This is a genomic window from Nocardiopsis sp. LDBS1602, from assembly GCF_035818715.1.
GTDB classification, from domain to species: domain Bacteria; phylum Actinomycetota; class Actinomycetes; order Streptosporangiales; family Streptosporangiaceae; genus Nocardiopsis; species Nocardiopsis alba.
Genome location: NZ_JAYLVW010000004.1, coordinates 227,039 through 245,680, shown reverse-complemented (window position 1 = coordinate 245,680; position 18,642 = coordinate 227,039). Strand labels below are relative to the sequence as shown.

General features: G+C 66.4%; 20 protein-coding genes. 15 read left to right on the top strand and 5 right to left on the bottom strand.

Annotated features, from left to right (window positions below):
• Window positions 1-33: 33 nt before the first annotated feature.
• From U9J66_RS16270 to U9J66_RS16250, 5 genes are read right to left on the bottom strand one after another with little or no spacing between them, the layout of a single operon-like run.
• The gene (locus U9J66_RS16270) at window positions 34-1,008 is read right to left on the bottom strand and encodes an amidohydrolase family protein (protein ID WP_161110393.1); all 975 of its coding nucleotides are present in this window, start codon (window positions 1,006-1,008) and stop codon (window positions 34-36) included.
• A 4-nt stretch (window positions 1,009-1,012) separates the two neighbouring features.
• Window positions 1,013-1,909 carry an NAD(P)-dependent oxidoreductase gene (locus U9J66_RS16265; RefSeq protein WP_326338077.1) on the bottom strand — a complete coding sequence of 299 codons (897 nt, stop codon included), beginning with the start codon at window positions 1,907-1,909 and terminating at the stop codon, window positions 1,013-1,015.
• Window positions 1,906-2,571, bottom strand: a complete 666-nt coding sequence (locus U9J66_RS16260; protein ID WP_326338138.1) for a SchA/CurD-like domain-containing protein — start codon at window positions 2,569-2,571, stop codon at window positions 1,906-1,908. Before U9J66_RS16260 ends, U9J66_RS16265 begins: the two co-directional genes overlap by 4 nt.
• 20 nt (window positions 2,572-2,591) lie before the next feature.
• Entirely contained in the window at window positions 2,592-2,936 is a 345-nt protein-coding gene (locus U9J66_RS16255; RefSeq protein ID WP_161110390.1) for an antibiotic biosynthesis monooxygenase family protein, read from the bottom strand.
• On the bottom strand, window positions 2,933-3,541 hold the full coding sequence (locus tag U9J66_RS16250) for a flavodoxin family protein (RefSeq protein ID WP_326338076.1): 609 nt from the start codon (window positions 3,539-3,541) through the stop codon (window positions 2,933-2,935). The genes U9J66_RS16255 and U9J66_RS16250 overlap by 4 nt, the downstream gene beginning before the upstream one ends.
• A gap of 241 nt (window positions 3,542-3,782) precedes the next feature.
• On the opposite strand from U9J66_RS16250, the gene U9J66_RS16245 reads away from it, so the two are divergent.
• The 15 genes from U9J66_RS16245 (at window position 3,783) to U9J66_RS16175 (ending at window position 18,410) form a co-directional block, all read left to right on the top strand.
• The gene (locus tag U9J66_RS16245) at window positions 3,783-5,099 is read left to right on the top strand and encodes a helix-turn-helix domain-containing protein (protein WP_161110388.1); all 1,317 of its coding nucleotides are present in this window, start codon (window positions 3,783-3,785) and stop codon (window positions 5,097-5,099) included.
• Window positions 5,100-5,232: 133 nt separating this feature from the next.
• Window positions 5,233-6,453 carry an FAD-dependent monooxygenase gene (locus U9J66_RS16240; RefSeq protein WP_161110387.1) on the top strand — a complete coding sequence of 407 codons (1,221 nt, stop codon included), beginning with the start codon at window positions 5,233-5,235 and terminating at the stop codon, window positions 6,451-6,453.
• A complete protein-coding gene (locus tag U9J66_RS16235) occupies window positions 6,450-7,265 on the top strand; it encodes a SchA/CurD-like domain-containing protein (RefSeq protein ID WP_326338075.1) in 816 nt (271 codons plus the stop codon). Before U9J66_RS16240 ends, U9J66_RS16235 begins: the two co-directional genes overlap by 4 nt.
• Entirely contained in the window at window positions 7,262-8,464 is a 1,203-nt protein-coding gene (locus U9J66_RS16230; RefSeq protein ID WP_161110385.1) for an acyl-CoA dehydrogenase family protein, read from the top strand. Before U9J66_RS16235 ends, U9J66_RS16230 begins: the two co-directional genes overlap by 4 nt.
• 40 nt (window positions 8,465-8,504) lie before the next feature.
• A complete protein-coding gene (locus tag U9J66_RS16225) occupies window positions 8,505-9,707 on the top strand; it encodes an acyl-CoA dehydrogenase family protein (RefSeq protein WP_161110384.1) in 1,203 nt (400 codons plus the stop codon).
• A gap of 79 nt (window positions 9,708-9,786) precedes the next feature.
• Window positions 9,787-11,247: an MFS transporter gene (locus U9J66_RS16220; RefSeq protein ID WP_161110383.1), complete on the top strand. Its 1,461-nt coding sequence runs from the start codon at window positions 9,787-9,789 to the stop codon at window positions 11,245-11,247.
• Between the two features lie 62 nt (window positions 11,248-11,309).
• Window positions 11,310-11,924 carry an NAD(P)H:quinone oxidoreductase gene (wrbA, locus tag U9J66_RS16215; protein ID WP_161110382.1) on the top strand — a complete coding sequence of 205 codons (615 nt, stop codon included), beginning with the start codon at window positions 11,310-11,312 and terminating at the stop codon, window positions 11,922-11,924.
• 28 nt (window positions 11,925-11,952) lie between these two features.
• Complete coding sequence (locus tag U9J66_RS16210; RefSeq protein ID WP_326338074.1) at window positions 11,953-12,378, top strand: DUF6069 family protein; 426 nt, start codon at window positions 11,953-11,955, stop codon at window positions 12,376-12,378.
• A 395-nt stretch (window positions 12,379-12,773) separates the two neighbouring features.
• The gene (locus tag U9J66_RS16205) at window positions 12,774-13,283 is read left to right on the top strand and encodes a hypothetical protein (protein WP_161110380.1); all 510 of its coding nucleotides are present in this window, start codon (window positions 12,774-12,776) and stop codon (window positions 13,281-13,283) included.
• Between the two features lie 27 nt (window positions 13,284-13,310).
• Window positions 13,311-14,369, top strand: coding sequence for a methyltransferase (locus U9J66_RS16200; protein WP_161110379.1), 1,059 nt, complete (start codon window positions 13,311-13,313; stop codon window positions 14,367-14,369).
• Between the two features lie 445 nt (window positions 14,370-14,814).
• A complete protein-coding gene (locus tag U9J66_RS16195; protein WP_161110378.1) occupies window positions 14,815-15,375 on the top strand; it encodes a hypothetical protein in 561 nt (186 codons plus the stop codon).
• Between the two features lie 101 nt (window positions 15,376-15,476).
• A complete protein-coding gene (locus U9J66_RS16190) occupies window positions 15,477-16,466 on the top strand; it encodes a methyltransferase (RefSeq protein WP_326338072.1) in 990 nt (329 codons plus the stop codon).
• Entirely contained in the window at window positions 16,463-17,572 is a 1,110-nt protein-coding gene (locus tag U9J66_RS16185) for a Gfo/Idh/MocA family protein (protein WP_161110376.1), read from the top strand. Before U9J66_RS16190 ends, U9J66_RS16185 begins: the two co-directional genes overlap by 4 nt.
• Window positions 17,569-17,868 carry a YciI family protein gene (locus tag U9J66_RS16180; RefSeq protein WP_161110375.1) on the top strand — a complete coding sequence of 100 codons (300 nt, stop codon included), beginning with the start codon at window positions 17,569-17,571 and terminating at the stop codon, window positions 17,866-17,868. Before U9J66_RS16185 ends, U9J66_RS16180 begins: the two co-directional genes overlap by 4 nt.
• Before the next feature lie 95 nt (window positions 17,869-17,963).
• Window positions 17,964-18,410: a MarR family winged helix-turn-helix transcriptional regulator gene (locus U9J66_RS16175; RefSeq protein WP_161110374.1), complete on the top strand. Its 447-nt coding sequence runs from the start codon at window positions 17,964-17,966 to the stop codon at window positions 18,408-18,410.
• Window positions 18,411-18,642 lie beyond the last annotated feature (232 nt).

Genomic DNA, 18,642 nt, shown 5'->3' with positions numbered 1-18,642 from the left:
GTCTGCGATGGGGGCCTGTCCTCGGTTCGCGGGTCACCGTTCACGGGTCGGGACAAGGTCTTGGGCCAGTCGCTCCCCGAACAGGGAGCGGGCGTTGCCTTCATGGACGAGGGCCAGTTCGTCCCGGTCCGGTACAAGCTCGGACAGCAAGGTGAGCGGGGTGCGGATGGCGGCCTCTCCCAGCGGGGGGCTATCGGTGCCCACGAGTACGCGTGTGGGCCCGAAATGCTCCAGCATCAGGGCGAGCGCCGCACGGTTGGTGGTGGAGGTGTCGACCATCAGCCGTGACAAGTGAGCACTCGGCGGCGTCGTTCGGGGGGTCGTACGCGAAGGGGGACCCACCCAGTGCGGTGGGTCGGCGGCCATGTCCAACCGTTCGGGGAGCAGGGTCAGTAGACCCCCTGTTCCGGGGACGATGAGCCGCAGGTCCGGATGGCGGTCGAACACCCCGTCCAAGAGCATCATGGCAACCGCGATGGCGACGTCACAGAACCTGCCGAGCTGCTCGATCACCACGGCCTCGTCCAGTCCTGCCGCGGCTGCGGGAAGAGCCGGAGCGTGTAGCAGGACGGGGAGGCCCGTGTCCGCCGCCATCGCCCAGAAGTCCTCGGCCGGTGGGCCTGACGTGTACCTACCGAGCACACTGCTATTGGCGACGAATCCTACGAAGTGGTCACCGCGGGCCGTGTCCTGGGCGCGGGCGAGGTGCCGTTCTCCACCGAACGGGTTCGCGTACACGTATCCGCGCAGATGGTCGGGATGTTCACGCACGGTCTCGGCGATCCACTCGTGGAAGGCTGCGAGTACGTCCTCACTTTGGGAGTAGTTCTCGGCCGCGAGGCCGGGGGCCATGGCTCCGGCACCGACGGGTGAGCCGATCACGGTCAGGCCGATGCCCTGGTCCAGCTTGCGCTCGATCATCCCCTCGACGTCACCGAGGGACGGGGGCATGGGGAAGCGGCGTAAGGATTCGGGAGGGCTGAGATGGCCATGAACGTCGATGATCACGTGCTCACGCCTCCCCGTGTGCGGGCACGAGATGGCTTTCGATCGCGGCACAGTCCTTGGCTCCGAACCCGGCCCCGACCGCTTCCTGATGGGTGGCCAGAGTCGCGGAGGTCACAGGAAGCCCGAGCCCGGCGGCACTTCCCTGTTCCTGAGCCAGGCGCAGGTCCTTGGCCATCAGGTCCAGGCGGAAGTCGGGGGAATCATAGCGGCGTGTCTGCATTCGGCGAGCCTTGAACGCCATGACAGGGGAGGCGAAGCCGCTTTCGGCGATCGCTTCGAGAACCAGGGAGCGGTCCAAACCGGAGGCGATACCCAGGGCGGTCGCCTCGGCCATGACCTGCATCTCGACACCCATGATCAAGTTGATCACCAGTTTGAGCCGCATGCCCTGCCCCGTTCCTCCTACGTGCAGCACCTGCTTGGCGAGGAGCTCCAGTACTGGAGAGAGCCCCTTCACCGTGTCGGAGGCACCTCCGACGTAGAGTCGCAGTTCGCCTTTTCGGGCGTGTTCGGCGTTGCCCAGCATCCCGACGTCGACCACGTGCTCTACGCCGACGCGTTCCACCAGTTCCTGAACGGTCTGAGGGGAGAGAGTGCAGGCCAGGGCGACCACGGCGTTCCTCTCAAGTGAGCCGAGCACCCCGTTCGGCCCGGTCAGAACAGTCTCGGCGGCCTCGTCATCGGAGACACAGACGAACACCGTCGAGGCTCCAGACGCGGCCTGTCCGGGGGTGGGGTCGGCGACCGCTCCGGCCTTGACCAGGTCGGCCGTCCGCGTCGGTGTACGGTTCCAGACACGCACGTTCAATCCGGCCGAGAGCAGTCGGTGGGCGAGCCCGGAGCCCATGGCCCCGAGTCCGCATACGGCCATATGGCCATCTGTGTTCGCGGTCGTGCTCATACGCCCTCCTCCGCCACCCGGTCGGTGATCTGTGACATGTGGCATCGCTCGAGCAGAGGCGTGTTCCCGTTCGCAGGGTCCGCGTCCAGTAAGTCGGCCAGCGCTTCCTGATGGGTGGTCAAGGCGCGACGCATCGCGTCGGCGCCCTCTCCCCCTTCGCTTTCGATCAGCCACACCAGCACGTCTTCGCGGTGCAGGACGGTCGCCTCCACCTCAGGTGGGAGGGTGTCGGAGACCGAGGCGAGCATCTTCGCCGCCTGCTCCCCGCTCCCTTCACCGAGGGGGAGAAGATAGGCGTCGCGCCGAGGGCGGGCCGCTCCGGTCATGGACGGGGTCCTGGTGGCTCTGAGCATGGCGCGTGTGAAGAACGCTCGTGCCGCTTGGGGGTCTGTGAGGTCACGTGGTTCGGTCAGGTGTGGGTTCAGTCTCTCCTCGACCCGGCGAACACGGGGCTGGGCCGCGAGGTGGCGTAGTGCCGCTCCCAGGTCCCCTTGAACGTCGACGACCCTCACCACACGGTTGCCGTGGAGGAACACCGAGGTGCGCAACAGTCTGGTGTCCTGATCGACCACGAGTGCCGGGCGGGGGTAGCCACGCAGGATCGCGGAGATCTCATCCACGCTCTCAGGGAGAACCGTGAAGCTGAGGGCGGCACGAACCATCGGTGCGCCGACCGCGGGGCTCATCGGGTCTCCCGGTGGACCTCGAAGCGGAGTGAGACGGGGGCGCTCAGGAGGGCGCGCATCGGGGCGACGAGCTCTCGGTGTTCCGCACTGCGCTCCCAGGACTCGAAGTCGTGGCGTGTGGCCCATTCACTGGTGATCACCCAGCGAGTGGGGTCGTCCGTAGACCGGCCGACCTGGTCGCACAGGTGGCCAGGACGTTCCGCGACACGGAAACGGATCTGGTCGTAGGCGTCGAGGAACCTGTCCTGATCCTCAGGCGCGACGGTGATGAGGAAGACGACACGCAGGCCTGCCCGGGTAGGTGCGTCATCCTTCCTGGGCTGCGTTGAAATCTCGGTCATGGGGCGGCTCCCTCAGGTGCGTTGGTCTGGACGAGGTGTCCCTTGGTGCGTGTGGACGCGAAGAGGATCTCGGCGGCTTGGGCGGCGCGCGCCCCGAGCTCGTGCGCGGCCTCCGTGGCCGCCTCGGGGAGGGGGGCTTCGCCCTTAGAGCGGGTGACGGAGAGTCCATAGGGGTTGCCGCCCAGGCGACGCATCTGCGGTACGAGACCAGTGGGCATGACCACGGCCCCCCAGTGGTGCGCGATGTCGCATAGAGACAACAGGCAGGCTTCCTGGCCCCCGTTGGCCGACCCGGCCACGGTGAAACCGGTGACGACCTTGTCCTTGAGGTCGTCACCCACGTCGCGTCTGGCATCGGAGAGGAAATCGAGCATCTTCGCGGAGACCCCGCCGAAGAGCGTGGGGGTTCCGATAACGATCGCATCGGCCCACGAGAGGTCATCGGTGACGGCCGCGCGCGAAGTTCCCGATCCGTCACGAGGACCGGTGATCGAGCACAGCCGTGTCAAGCTTCCTCGGCTCCGTGCTCCTTGTTCGACGGCGAGCGCCAAATCCCTGGTCGCTCCGGTGTCGCTGTGGAACACCACCGCCACTCGACTGTTCACGGACATCCTTTCCTGCTGGATGAGAGCTCTGTTCTCACACCGTTGCGTCAGATTCATCATGCAGATGCTGTCAAATTCTGTCAAGAAGATCTTTTGTGTGTGTGACGGATTCTGTGGCGGCACGTGGATGTGAAAGACTTGGTGTTGGGGTGCCTGTCAACAGCAGGCGAACGGGGCAGGGGCGGACGTCGCGTTGACGTGCGCCTCCGAGAACCACGCACCGCTGGGAGAAAGGTCATCGTTGGCTGTTAACAGGACGACAGAGAAGCCGAGCCATCAGCCGGAGCTCGGGCGACGCCTGAGAGAACTGCGCCTCCGAAGGGGGTTCTCCCAGTCCGATCTGGCTGGGGAGGATCTGTCCACCAGTGCCATCTCGCTGATCGAGTCAGGTCGTCGCGAGCCCAACCCCGACACCCTGCGCCTGGTCGCGGAGCGTTTGGACACGACCCCCGACTACCTGCTGAACGGACGTCGGCTCCAGGAGAGCGCGCTCTTCCGGCTGCGGATCGCGAAGGCCAAGAGCGCCTTGGTCTCGGGAGACTCCCGGGGCGCCGCGGAGGAGATGGAGCTGCTCCACAGCTACATGTGCGATGACCCCGACATGCGTCGGGAGGTCGCTCTACTGCGCATACAGGTCGCTGCGGCGAATGACCCCGGAGCGAGCTGCGCGCGTCGGGTGCGTGATTCGCTCGAGGGTCGCGAACCGGGTTCGATCGCCGAGCATCTGCTGGTCGTCGAGGCGGGTATCGCCGAAAGCACCCGTTCCGTCAGTCGCGAAGCCGCGCGGCACAGTCTGTCGGAGCTCGTGGACAGAGTCGGCGTGTTGGGGCTCGAGGGGACGGGGCTGGACGCGCGGTCGCGCCTTTTGTGCAGAAGGCTCGGTATGGAGGTGGGTCCTTCCTCGAGCACTGCGACGCTCCCCCTCATCGAGCAGGCCGTCCGCTACACGAGGGCCAGCCGGAAGGCCGAGGAGCGTGAAGAGATCGAGGACGCCGTCTGGCTTGCGGAAGCCGGGAGCTCCTTGGCCTGGGCGGCCACCGAACAGGCCGAGATCTCCCTGGAAAGAGCCGAGCTCATGGTGGCGCCTTCGGCTTCGGGTGGAGAGGACTCCCGAGCTTTCCTGCAGTGCTTGCTGGACGCCCAGGGGCGTTTGGAGATGACCGGTCTCTCCTGGGCCTTGGCTCGAGGTGAGGCGCGCATCGCCGAGGCGTACCTCGCCCTGGGGGAGTGGGAGGAGAGCGAGCAGTGGGCGCGCCGGGCCCTGAGAGGGCTCGACGAACCAGGAGCGGGGGACGAACACGACGTTCTCATCCGATCGATCGCCCGGCTCACACTGGCTCGGGCGCTGAGTGAACGCTCGGGTGGCGCGGATCGGGAGTTGTCCAAGGCGGCGCTGAGCGCGGTCGACGAGGCGATCTCGGACCTGGAGACGCTCCCCCCGTCACGTGAGTGCGCGCGAGGGTGGAAGTACGCGGGTGAGGTTCTGGGTGTTCTGGGGGAGGGCGCGCGTGCCCTCGACGCTTTCCAGAGGGCTCTCGGCGCGGTGGGTATCCCCTGATCAGGGCTGTGTGTCCTCTTGCGGCCACACTTTCCTTCAAAGTCTGTAAATATTTCATTGACATAGTTTGTCGGTGTTCCTAGAGTCCGGTCATGAAAATTGTCCGAGTGCCCCGAACCTGAAGGGGTCGAACATGGCAACACCTGACGCTTCTGTGAACACCCGCGACGCACCGACGCCGGTCCCGTTACGGGTTCTCGTGGTCGGGGCCGGTATCGGTGGACTCGCGGCCGCCGCGGCCCTAAGGGATGCGGGGCACCACGTGACCGTCCTCGAACGCTCATCGGGGCCGGGCACAGGAGGGGCCTGCTTAGGCCTCCAGTCCAACGCCGTTCTGGCCCTGCGAGAACTGGGTGTGGATCCTGTGGAGCAGCTGAACGGTGTACCCGTCGAACGCTTCGAACTTCGCTCATGGCGAGGCTCGCGCCTGGCGTGGTGGTCCCCAGGTGAGGTCGGACGGGAACTCCAGGCCCCGAACATCACGGTGGTCCGCGCGGAACTCCTTGCTCGATTATCCTCTTTGGTCGCCGGTTGTGATCTGCGTTATGGCGCTGTCGTGGAGAGTGTGGAGCAGACGGACGACCGGGTGACGGCCCACCTCACGGACGGGGATCGGGTCGGTGCGGACCTCCTGGTAGGTGCGGACGGTCTACGCTCCCGGGTCCGCCGGAGCCTGGGTATCGCGGGAGGTCCCTCCTACGCCGGTTACACGGCCTGGCGCGGGATCTCCCCGACACGGCCGTCCGGTCTGGAGCGGGGTACCGCGCAGCACTACCTCGGCCAAGGAACCACGGTCGGCTGCTGGCCGTTGCCCGAAGACCGCACCTACTGGGTCGCCACACTGAGGGTGGATCAGGACTCGGCTCCCGACCGGCCACCCGCACGGCTCGGCGAGCGTGCTCCGAGGGCCGTGCGAGAACTGCTCGCCACGACCGACCCCCGCGGTGTCCTGCGCACCCCCGTCCACGAGCTCGTCGGAATCGGGAAGCCGTACAAGGACCGTGCGGTACTGATCGGCGACGCCGCGCACGGGATGCAGCCGACCACCGGCCAAGGGGCGGGCCAGGCCCTCTTGGACGCCCTGTCCTTGGCCTCCCATCTCAGGGGGATCGGAGCACGGCAGGTCCCCGAGGCGATCGCCCGGCACATCGGGGAACGGCAACACTCCGCTCTTCGAGTGGCCGCGGAGGCGTCGGGCCTCGGACGCATGCATCACGTGAACAATCCCGCGATACGTCTGGTCCGCGACACCGTCATCCGGGCCACGCCACATCGTGTGTGGCAACAGCGCGCGATGGTGCGCCTGGACGAACGGCCACTGCTCACCGGCGTCCGGACAAGGAGGGGCGTGTGAGTGTTTCCGAAGTGACCGCACCTTGGCGCCACGCCGTAGTGCAGACCGTGCCGAGGGATCACCGGGCTCGGGCCGAGGAATTGGCGTCGATGTCCCTGTGGCCGCCGGGTTGGAGCGATGGGCGTACTCGCCTGACCGCCTATACGGCCTTCATCGACGGAACCCGCCTGGTCCGGGTATTCGACCTGGAACCGATGGGTTCCGACGTCCCCCAGGACGCAGAGGCCGCCTGGTCTCGCTTCCTCGCCTCTGCCTTGGCAGAGCTGGACGAGGTCGCTCGTGCCGAGGCCGAGGCGCTGCTCCTATGCGGCACCGGAGCGACCACATCCTCACGGGCCGGGACGGCCGACGCGCTGGCACGTGCCTCGGTCCCGGCCTTCGCCGGACGGATCACCCCGCTGGAAGCGTTACCCGGTACCGGAGTGCGCGAACGCGCCCTTCTGCGCTACCCGGTGCTACCGGGGCGGGGGGCCCAGGTCCAAGCAGCATTGTCCGGTCGCCCCGATCTCCCGGTACGCGCCACTTCGAGGACCGCCCTGGCTTCGACCAGCCTCTTCCGCGAAGGTGATCTTGTCCTCCGTCTGGTGGAGGTGGCCGGAGACCTCGCTGACGGCTTCGCTCACCTCAGGGCCACCGCTTCTCGAGGGCCGGCCGCCCAAGACCTGGTCAGTCATTTGAGGGAGGGGTTCGACCTACGCACCAATGAGGGGTTCGACCGCTTCCTCGCTTCGGGTCGGCTGCGTCGGCTCGCCTACGAGCGACTCCGCGATATCCCGGCCACCGCCTCCTCACCGAGAGGAAAGACCCCATGAGCAGATCCCAGGCCACCGCACAGCACTCCGATCCCGGCTTCCGTCCGGATCCCATAGCCACGGCCAGAGCGAGCTTCCCGCGTCTGTCCACGTGGGCCGCCGAACACCGAGGAACCCGGGGGCCGACGCCCGAACTGGTGCGGGAACTGCGCAGGGGTGGAGTCTTCTCCATGGCCTTGCCCCACGCGCTCGGCGGGCTCCAGTCCGATCCTGAGACCATCGTTTCCACTGTCCAGGAGATCTCCCGGGCGGATGGATCGACGGGTTGGAACACCCTCATCGCGGGTACCAACGCATTCCTCGCCTGGCTCGAACCGTGGGCGGCCGAGGAACTGTTGGCGGAAGTCGGTTCCACGGCACCGCTCATGGCCGGGTCGACGGCTCCGGCGGGTTCCTCGACTGTGGAGGACGGGGGCCGTCTGTTCAAGGTGACCGGTCGCTGGGCGTTCTGCTCCGGCATCTCCGGCGCGGACGTGATGATGGCCGGTTTTCGGGCGGACGGCCCGGCGGACTCCCCCATGCTCGAACGCGCGAGAGTGGCCTTCGTTCCCGCGCGGGACGCCGTCGTGCACGACACCTGGCACACCATGGGGCTACAAGGGACAGGAAGTCACGATGTCGAACTCTCCGGGGCCGTGGTGCCCTCCTCACGGGTCGTGGCCCTCAGCACGGCGCGGTCCCATCACGACGGCCCGCTGTTCCGGTTGACCCCCTACAACGTCCTGATGGTGCTGCTCGCCGGTTTTCCCTTGGGAGTGACGCGACGGGCGCTCGACGAGTTCACCGCCCAGGCCGGGGCCAAGACCCGACCCGGCGCCTCCACTTCCCTGCTTGAGTCACCACGCACCGTGTCCACGGTCATGCGTGCGGAGACCGCGCTACGCGCGGCGCGGTCCCTGGTCGACGACGTGTTCGGAGAGGTGTGGGAGGTCCTCTCCGATGGACGGGAACCCTCGGGGGCACAACGGGCCTCGATCGCCGCGGCGACCGTGCACGCGATGGAGACCGGGCGTGGGATCACGGGAGAGCTGGTCCGGCTGGCCGGTACCTCCGCCTTGCACTTGGACAACCCGTTGCAACGGTGCCTGCGCGATCTTCAAGCAGGTGGGCAACACTTCGCCTTCTCACCCGATCTGCGCTCGGCCTATGGCCGCACCTTTCTCGGTCTGACCGCTCCCCCCGCGCTCTTTCACGTCTGAACCGGCGCCCCCGAACACCCCACACTCCCGGAGGATTCCCATGACCGAGAACGTCATCTCGACGGAACGAGAGCCAGGCCTCCCGACCTTCCCCGAATTGCCACCACCGTTGGCGGAGGCGGTCCACACGGTGGCCGACAGAGCGCGGTCCGTTTCGTCGGAGGCGGAGACGGAAGGCGGCCTCCCTTCCTCGCTCGTCGATCACATGCGAGAGGCGGGATTGTTCTCCCTGGCACTGCCTCGAGAGTTGGGAGGCCTGGGCGCGCGGCCGGCCGCCATGGTCGACGTGGTCGCCGCGCTGTCCGCGGCCGATCCCTCCATCGGCTGGACGACCCTGGTGGGTCAGACCTCGGCCTTCCTCGCTTGGGCCGCTCCCGAAATCGCCGAACGGGTCACGGAGCGCACGCCTTTTCCGATCATGGCCGGTTCCATGGCCCCGACCGGGCGTGGAACCCCGATTCCTGATGGTGATGGCCGGTTGCTCTCGGGGCGATGGCCGTACAACTCCGGCTGCCGGCACGCCGACTGGTACGTCCTCTCCTTCCTCGATCATCCCGCCGAGGGCGATGGTCGCCCCCGGGTCCTGATGGCGGTACTGCCGAGCAGCGAAGCACGGCTGGTCGATACATGGGATGTCATGGGGCTGCGGGGCACCGGAAGCGACGACCTGATCGTCGAGGGCGTTCGCGTCGATGACGCCTGGACCTTCGACCCGTTCGCCGCCCCCTCCGCTTATGAGGGGCCGCTGCGAGGCTGGACGTTCTACAGTTTCCTCATGGCGATGATGGCCGGTTTCCCCTTGGGCGTAGGGGAGCGGGCACTGGCGGAATTCACCGCTCGGGCACGTGACCGGTCGAGGTTGGGAACCCGGCACCGGCTCATCGAGGATCCATTGATTCAGGCGGATCTCCTGCGCCATAGGACCGGGATGCGCGCGGCACGCCTGCTCGTGGACGAAGCCCTGGCCACGGTGGCGGAGAAGGCCGCGGCAGAGGGTGCCGCACCGCCGGAGCGGGCCGCACTCGTAGCGGCTGTGCAACACGCCATGCGGAGCGCGACCGACACGGTCGACTGGGCCTTCCGGTCCGTGGGGGGAAGCGCCGTCTACACGGCTCATCCGCTCCAAGGCCTATGGCGGGACCTGGTCGCAGGCGGGCAGCACATCGCCTTCGGCGCGGAGGCCGAAGGGCGTGCCGCGCGCTGTCTGCTCGGACTCGAGGAAAATCTGTCGCACCTGGTCTGAGGGCATGTGAAGCCCTATCAGGAGCCCCGGTTCGAACGAACGAACTTGTATTTAATTAGCCGGCTAATAGAATGCTCTCATGGCATCTGGAACCAACCCCCCAGCCCCTCCCGACGCACTCGTCAAGAGGAGCGGATGGCTCGCCATCGCGGCCGCTGGGCTCGCAGTGTTCATGACCACCTTCGACATGACGGCCGTGGCCATCGCCCTCCCTTCTCTCAACGAGGATCTCGACATCAGTCCCCACCAGGGGGAGTGGCTGATCTTCAGCTACGCGGCGGCGATGATCGCCCTGGGACTCCCGGCAGGGCGCTACGTCGACCAGAGCGACCTACGTGGCACCTTCGTCTTCGGAGTCCTCGGGTTCGCCGCGGCCAGCATGTTGGCGGGGTTCGCCGGAAACTTGACCCTACTCATCATCTTCCGTGTCCTCCAAGGGGCTTTCGGAGCGGTGATCACCTCGACCGTCCCGGTCATCGCCACCCGATCGGTGCCGCTCGAACAGCGGGGCAGGGCGCTGAGCATCATCGGTGTCCTCGGCCCCCTCGGAGCCGTGTCGGGTCCGGGACTCGGCGGTGTCCTCACCGAGCTCTGGGGGTGGCCGGCCATCTTCTTCGTGGTGGTCCCCTTCAGTCTCGGAGCCGTCGCGGTGGCCTTGGCCAACCTGAATCGTTTGAACCCGATGACGCTCCCTCAAGGCGGCCTGGTCGTGGAGACCGTCGTCGTCGGTATCGCCTTCCTCGCCCTTTTCGGAGCACTGAGCATGCTCGCCGATCCGGAGGCCGCAGGCTTCACGATCGTCTTGCTCGGCCTGGTCGCCGTCGGTTCCCTCCTCATGTGGTGGAGGCTTCCGGGGTTCGCCGCCGTCCGGCGGTCGCTGGGCGAGCGCATGGTCGCGGCCTGCGTACTCTCGCTCGCGCTCATCACCATCGCGTCCGGAACCTTCAACTACCTTCCCCCTTTCGCCTTTCAGGTGTTCCATGGTTGGAGCCCGGCGGAGGTCGGCGCGGTCCTGCTGTTCCAGCCATTGGCCATGGGACTCGCGGGGCCGTTCTCCGGCTACCTCACCGACAAGTGGAAGCCGATGTGGACCGCGGTCATCGGGGTCGGGGGCGTGCTCGCCGGCTCCCTCCTCATGCTCTTCGGCGTCGGCTCGGGTGGGGTTCCGGTCCTCGTGATCGCCTTGGTCCTGTTCGGCCTGGGCCTGGGTCTCTTCGCCGGCCCCAACCAGACCCTGTTGATGACATCGGCACCACCCGATCTGCGCGGCACCTCTGCCGCCCTGTCCGGCCTCGGCCGCCAGCTGGGGCTTTCTCTCGGAGCCGGCCTGGCCACGATCGTCTGGCTGGGCAGCGGTGGGGACGAGTACCTCGCCGGGGAAGGGCTTCAGATCGCGTTCGTCGTGGCTCCTGTGGCCGCGGTGTGCGCACTCGCCTCCTTCCTCCTCCTGACCCGTCGTCCATCCACGGAGGCGCCCGCGGGCCGACAGGCCCCGGCCGGGACCCCCACGGGTTCCGGCGAGAACGAATCATCCACCTAGGCGACAGTCCCACCGCGCCTCGGCCGAAGCACCACCCGAGAACACATTGGAGCAGTGACCCCATGACCGAGATCGCCGTCATCGTCCACAGCATGGCCGGATCGAGCGCTCGCTTGGCGCGTGCCATCAGCGAAGGCGCGGAAGGTGTCGAGGACACCAAGGTGCGCCTGTTGCGCGTGCCGGATCCCGCGACCTCCGACGCCGACCTCGCCGCCAACCCGCGCTTCGGCCACCTCTTCACCGAGCACGTGGCCGAGATCCCGGTCGCGACGTTCGAAGACCTCGCCCAGGTGGACGGGATCATCCTCGGATGCGGCACCCGCTTCGGTGGCATGTCGGCACCGATGCGCCACTTCTTGGAGAGCGCCTCTGGTCTGTGGATGACCGGAGCCCTCAACGGGAAGGTCGGTGGCGCCTTCGCGACCGCCTCCACCCCTCATGGCGGCCAAGAGAAGACCATCCACGATTTGCTGACCGCGCTCATGCACTTCGGCGTGGTCATCGTCCCGCCCGGTTACGGGGATCCGATCCAGCACCAGGCGTCCAGCCCCTATGGGGCGGCGGCTCGAGCGGGCGGGCCCACCGGTCTCGTCCCCACCGACGACGACCTGACGGCGGGACGATTCCTCGGCCGTCGGGTGGCTGAGACCACCGGTCGTCTCACGCTCACCCTCTGAGGTATCCCCAGCACGAAGGAGAAGTTCGATGGAGACATCTGTACGGAATCAGACGGGGGTCCGGAACAAGCCCATGATACGAGGGGCTTCGCTCGTGGCCGCCGCGGTCGCCGCGCTCCTGGTGTGGGTGGTCTCGACCCCCCTGCTCGGAGTGGAACTGGTCGTTCCGGGGCAGGGCGATGCCGAGCCCATGGAGATCGGTCCGGGCATGATCGTCGGTATGAGTCTGGCGAGCGGCCTGGTCGGTTGGGGGCTCCTCGCTCTCCTGGAGAGGTTCACGAGTAAGGGCACGCTGATCTGGACCATCATCGCCGCGATCGTTCTCGCCGGGTCGATGCTGTCCCCCTTGGCGATGCCGGGGATCGATGGCGCGGTCAGGGTGATTCTCTCCCTGATGCACATCGTGGTCGGGCTGATCGTGATCATCGGATACCGAATTCCGAACAGTCGTTGATTCAAAGAATATCCATAGCCCCTGGCCGAGTGGACCGACCGCTCTGGCCAGGGGTTATTTGTGTCGCAACAAGGAGCTCACCTTTGTTGCTCATTGTGAAATATGAAAAACCATGCCAGGGTGTTCCGGTTTTCGGGTTGGATTGGCATTGATTTCACGATTTCCATCGGAGGGGTGACGGAGAGTATATCTATTGTGGGTCGTGATGGTGTCGTGAATTGGCCACATTTGGCCACTGTAGATCTTTGTGGGGGTCGCGTTTGTTCTATAGTTTTCAACTTAAGGAAACAGACTCCAATGGCGAAGAAATACTTTTCCGGTGCAATTAAGTCGGCTGAGTATTCTGGCTGATACTCACAGTAATGCGGGTTTATATGAATCGACCTCATGTACTCGTGATCGCCCTCGAAAACCGCCCACGCCTGCACGCCGTGGCGGAGCACATCCGCCTCGGAGCCACCTCGGCCGGCGCGCAGGTCCGCTGCGTCGGCGACGCCGACGCACGGCAGGAGACCGTGCTGGCCCTGCTGGACTGGGCGGACGGCGTCACCTTCGGCGTCGAAGGGCATAACGGAACCCTGGCCCCCGGGTCCAAGAATTTCCTCGAGCACACGGCCTCCCTCTGGCAGGCACGTCGGCTCGGGTCGCTGCTCGTCTCGGCCTTCTCCGCCGATCCATCAGTGGAATCGGCCTCGGCCCGATCGGCCGTGTACCGCACCGCCTACCACTGGGGCAGCCTCGTGTCCGCGGACACCCCGCCCCCAGGGCACGACCCGCGTGTGGGTCGTGCCCACGGAGCCCGTCTCGCACGTCTGGCGGGACGCCTCGCCATGGCCCGTCACCGGCCCGCGATAGTCGCGCCGGCCGGTGATCAAGGCCTCCGATCCCCAGCGCGCACACCATGATCCACCCGTCGGTCCAGGAGGACACCCTTGAGTAACGACACAGCGTCCGGCGAACGGCCGCCCATGCCCGCCGGGCCACCACCGGCCGACCGGATGAGAATCCGCGAACTGTCCACCGCTCCCTGGTTGTCACAGGCCTTGTACGCGGTCACGAAGCTCGGTGTCCCCGACGCCCTCATCGAGGGTGCTCTCCCCGTCGAGGAGATCGCCGACCGTGTGGGCGCGGATCCGGCAGCCCTGCACCGCTTCCTCCGGGCATTGACCTCGGCCGGAGTGTTCGCCGAGGTCGGATCGCGTGTGTACGAGCTGAACGCTCCCGCACGCCACCTGTGCTCCGACACGCCCGCCAGTATGAGGCACATCGTGATCATGCACGGGGAGGAGACCTTCCGGGCCTTCGCGGATGTACTGCATACCGTCCGTACCGGCCTCCCGTCCTTCGACGCGGTCTATGGCAAGGGTTTCTACGAGTACCTCCCCGAGCACCCCGAGGCCGAGGCCACCTTCCACGCTGCGATGGGGATCTCGGGTGCGCCCCCGGTCGTAGCGGACGAGATCGACTTTCGCGATCCCGCCACCGTCATCGACCTGGGTGGGGGATCCGGCGCCCTGCTCACCCGCGTATTGGAGAGATACCCCGATGCCAAAGGCGTTCTGGTCGACGTCGCGGACGCCGTCGCCGAAGCCGAGCGCGTCTACGGAGGCACCGAGGTCGGTGCGCGTATGACCTTCGTTCCGGGCGACTTCTTCGGCCCGGCTCCCAGAGGAGACGTCTACCTCCTCTCCCGGGTATTGCACAACTGGGACGATGAGCGGGCCGGACGAATCCTGGATCGAATCCGTGAGGTCATCCCTGAAGAGGGGCGCCTGTGCGTGCTCGACCGCGTCGTCCCCGACGTCTCCGGCCCCCACCCGAGCAAGATCGCGGATCTGGTCATGCTCGTCGTCCTCGGAGGAGGGGACCGGACCCGAAAGGAGTACGGCTCCCTTCTGGAACGGCACGGTTTCTCCGTTGAATCGTTGATTCCACCGTCCGCGGGCGCGGACCCCCGGGCGGAGAGCGCGATCGTGGCCCGTCCGGTTTAGGTCGTCGCCTCTTCGGATCGTTCCGGTCTCGCTCCGCCACACACTGCCGCCCTCACTCGGTGGACCGTCGAACGGTGGTGTTTCCGCGACGCCGCCAGGTCGCCACCCTCATCGGCGATTCGGCTCGGACAGTCGTACCCGGGCCGAAGTTTCATTCAGCGTCGTACGAGAGAGCACCGAGCTCCCACAGTGAGATAACGAAGAGCCGACCGAAAGTATCCCAAGGCTCTCCCCGGCCACCCGTCCTGTGCCACCCATCTTCTGCACCGATGAGCATGCTGAGGAGCCCGAAGAACACCTGATCTTCCAACCACTGTTAGCAACCTCGACCGCGGAAGTGGCACACAAAGCAATGTTCGAGATTCCACAAATCGAAGCGGAGAACCGGGAACCCGATACCAGTACGCTCCACGCATTGGCCGTCCTCGGTCATGTCTGCTCGGAAATGTCGGTCTCCTACCAGTACTCCCAGGTCTCTTTAGCGGACGCGCAGATCAGCCTGGGCAAGTCCCAACATGCGAACTCCGGCCCCATAGTGGACATCTGCGGCGAGCTGCTGTCGCGCAAGGTCCGCGAAATCGCCAAGTTCAAGGACGGTATCGCCTCCCTCTACGCCGAGGTTCTCATGGGTTACACCCTGGGCCTGCACCGTTCACATCAGCGGATGCGATCTGAACAGGTCATGCGACAGGACATCGTGACCCTGGCCCTGGAGACACGACCGCACACCGTCGTGTGCGAGGAACTGCTGGAATCACCTGTCGGCCCGGGCATGGGACATGAGTGCGACCGTCAGCTCGCCTCCGCGTTCGAGACCGTACGTCCCTTCCTGGGGCGGGTCCTGGAAGCGATGCGGGAAGAGAGCACCGACCGCATCGGCTTCGTCATCACCGACGGGAGCCTGGACCACTGTGAGACCGTCCTCGGGTCCCTCTGCCACATCCATAGGTACGCGGAGTCCCTGCACTTCGGCCTGCACCGCGCTCAACTACGTCAACTGATCTGACTCCACCACCCTGTTCCGAAAGGACACAGCGAACCATGACCACCGAACCCGCGACGAACGCTTTCCCGATTCCGCCTGTCTCCCCAGAGGAGACGCGCAGGGTGCAGAGGCTTTTGCTCTTGGGCATGCCGTGGGTGGGACAGGCCATCTACGTCATCGCCAAACTGGGCGTCGCCGACGCTCTCGCCGATGGCCCCGTCGGCTCCGACGAACTGGCGGCGCAGGTCTCCGCTCACCCGGGCGCGCTCTACCGATTCTGCCGTGCCATGACCGCTCTGGAACTCATGGAGGAGCACAGCGACAGGCGCTTCTCTCTCACAGAGGGGGGTCACCTGCTCCGCACCGGAGCACCGGGCAGTTTCCGCCACTTCGCTGTGGTCAACGGGGCCGAGGCCTTCGCGGCCTGGGCCGAGGTGGAACACAGCGTTCGTACGGGCGAGCCCGCGTTCGAACGTGTGCACGGTATGCCCCACTTCGACTATCTGGCCCAGAACCCGGAGGCCAACTCCGACTTCAACGCGATGGCCGGGGCCGGCACCACCCCGCGTATCCTGGCCGACCTCGATCTGTCCGAAGCCCGTGTGATCGTCGACATCGGAGGAAGCACCGGCACCACGCTCTCAGAGGTCCTGCGAGGCAATCCGCAGGCGAGCGGCATTCTGCAGGACCTGCCCAACGTGGTAGCCGAGGCTCCCGAGGTACTGCGTCGATACGGGGTTGAGGATCGCTGTGAGATCGTGGGGAAGAGTTTCTTCGACGGAGTCCCCGAGGGCGCCGACGTCTACCTGCTCTGCCGCGTACTGCACGACTGGTCGGATGAGGACTCTCTGCGCCTGCTCGACCAGGTTCGCTCGGCCATGCGGCCCGGTGCTCGGCTCGTCATCGTCGACCAGACGATCCCTGACACCCCGGGCTTCCACCCGGGCAAGCTCACCGACCTCCAGATGCTCGTCGTCCTCGGAGGTAAGGAACGGACCGTGGAAGAGATGACGGACCTCCTCGACAAGTCTGGATTCCAGGTCACCGGCGTGCGCCGTCCCGAGGTTCCCGGTCCCGGCGGAGAAACCGCCATTGAGGCGGTGGCGTCGTGAGTCTCGCGGACCGCCCACGCGTAGGTGTCATCGGAGCGGGCTGGGGTGCGAAGCTGCACCTGGAAGGCTTTAAGCGCACCGGACGCGTGGACCTGGTCGCCCTGACCAGCCGGACGCGTGGTACGGCCGAGAAACTGGCCACGGAATACGGCGTCGACTCAGTCGTGGACACCCTTGACGAACTGATCGACGCGGTGGACGTCGTGTCCGTGGCGACCCCACCGCAGGCACACGAGGAAGCGGTGCTACGGGCCGCTGCCGCAGGACGGCACGTGCTCTGCGATAAACCCATGGCGCTGGACTCGGAAGCCTCCGAAGCCATGCTCCGCGCGGTGCGGGAACATCGTGTCCATCACGCCACCGGGTTCATCTGGCGACTGGACCCCGCGTTCACCCACATGCGGCGACTCCTCGCCGAGGGCGTGGTGGGCAGGCCTTTGCACGTGAGCACCACCTGCACGATGGGGGTGCCGGTCCTGCCGTTCACCTGGATGTACGAGGAGAGGCACGGGGGCGGGGCCCTCATGCAGCATGGCACGCACGTGCTCGACCGCGTCCGTTACCTGCTCGGGGAGGAGTTCTCGCGGCTGATGGGACGCCTGCACAGGGACGTGACCGTCGCGGAGCGGGGCCCCCGTTTCCACAACGTATTGGACGCCTTCGCCTACGCCGGGGACTCAGGGGGACGACGTGTCGAGGAGGGTGTACCGGTCACCGTGGACACGGGCTACGAGATCCTCGGCGAGACGGGGAGTGGAACGCGACTCTCCTTCCTGGAGAGCTGGCACTCCGCCGGTGGCCGGAGTGACCACGTCGAGATCCACGGAGAGGAAGCCACCCTGGAGTGGGCCGGCGGTGTCGTCCGGCTTTTGGGTGCGGGCCGGGAACCCGAGGACATCACGGTCGAGGGCTCTTCCACCTCTGGGGCGAACACCCCTCGGGAGCACGGGTTGCGCATGTGGCATCGGCTCGCCGACCTCTTCTTGGACGACATTCAAGGTGGGGCGGATGGGGCACTCCCGACGCTCGATGATGGCCACCAGGTCATGCGCGTGGTCGACGCCGTACGCAGAAGTGACAAGTCGGAACATTGGGAGTCGGTGTGACACCGAATCGCTTCATCGTCCACTATTCACCGGGTCCGTCCTGGGTCGAGGGTGTTCCGCTGTTCGAACAGCCGCTCCAAGGGCATGCGGAGTACCAGAGAGAGTTGCTGGGCAAGGGCCTGCTCGAATTCAGTGGACCCTTCCTCGACCGTGACGGGGGGATGGCGGTCCTCGTCACCGGTGACGAGACCGAGGCACGTCGCGTCACCGATAACGACCCGGCCGTACTCTCCGGGGTGTTCGCAGTAGATGTCGCCCCTTTGCTCATCGCTGTACAGGCCGGCCGAGCGGAGTGAGAGGTCGCGTGGACACAGGGTCGGGCCGGTCCGTCCGAGCCCGGCCCTGGACCTATCATCCAGGTAGGCGACAGCAAGGGGACAAGGAACCCGGCATGAACGATTCGGTGGAACGGACGGCCGTTTTGGAGACGATCGGGGGTGCGCTGGTGGCGACCGCGCGCCAGCACCGGTCCATCGTGGCTCACAAGATGGCGGACCTGGGAATCTTCCCTGGTCAGGAGTTCATGTTGCTGGAACTGCGTGAGCAGGGTCGGATGTCGCCCTCGGCCCTGAGCGCCGCGCTGAAGATCGAACCGCCCACCGTCACCAAGATGGTCCGCCGACTGTCGGCGAAAGGTCTGGTCGAACGCACCAAGGACCCCACCGACGGTCGTGCCGTTCGCGTCGGACTGACCCCCTTGGGGGAGGACTTGTGCGCCAAGACGGAAGAGCTGTGGACGGAGGCCGAGGCACAGATGACACAGGGGTTCTCCGAACGGGAGAGGTTCGAAGCCAAGGACCTGCTCCAACGCATGTTCGACAACCTCCTCCGCGGCTGAGCGGCTGCTCGTAGAGTACGTTCGGGAGTGGAATCGAGCTGATCTCCCGAACCCCCGCCGTCGGTCGAACGCCACAGCCCGAGATCCACGTGGATCGGGGCGCTCCTTCGACGGTTCCGTCCGCCGGACCCCTGCCGCCCCGCGGTGTGGAAGACACGGTCGCAGAAAGCCTCGTGGGCGGCCCCGTGGCCGGCGACGATCCTGCGGGCGGTGGACGCGATCGGTGTCCGGG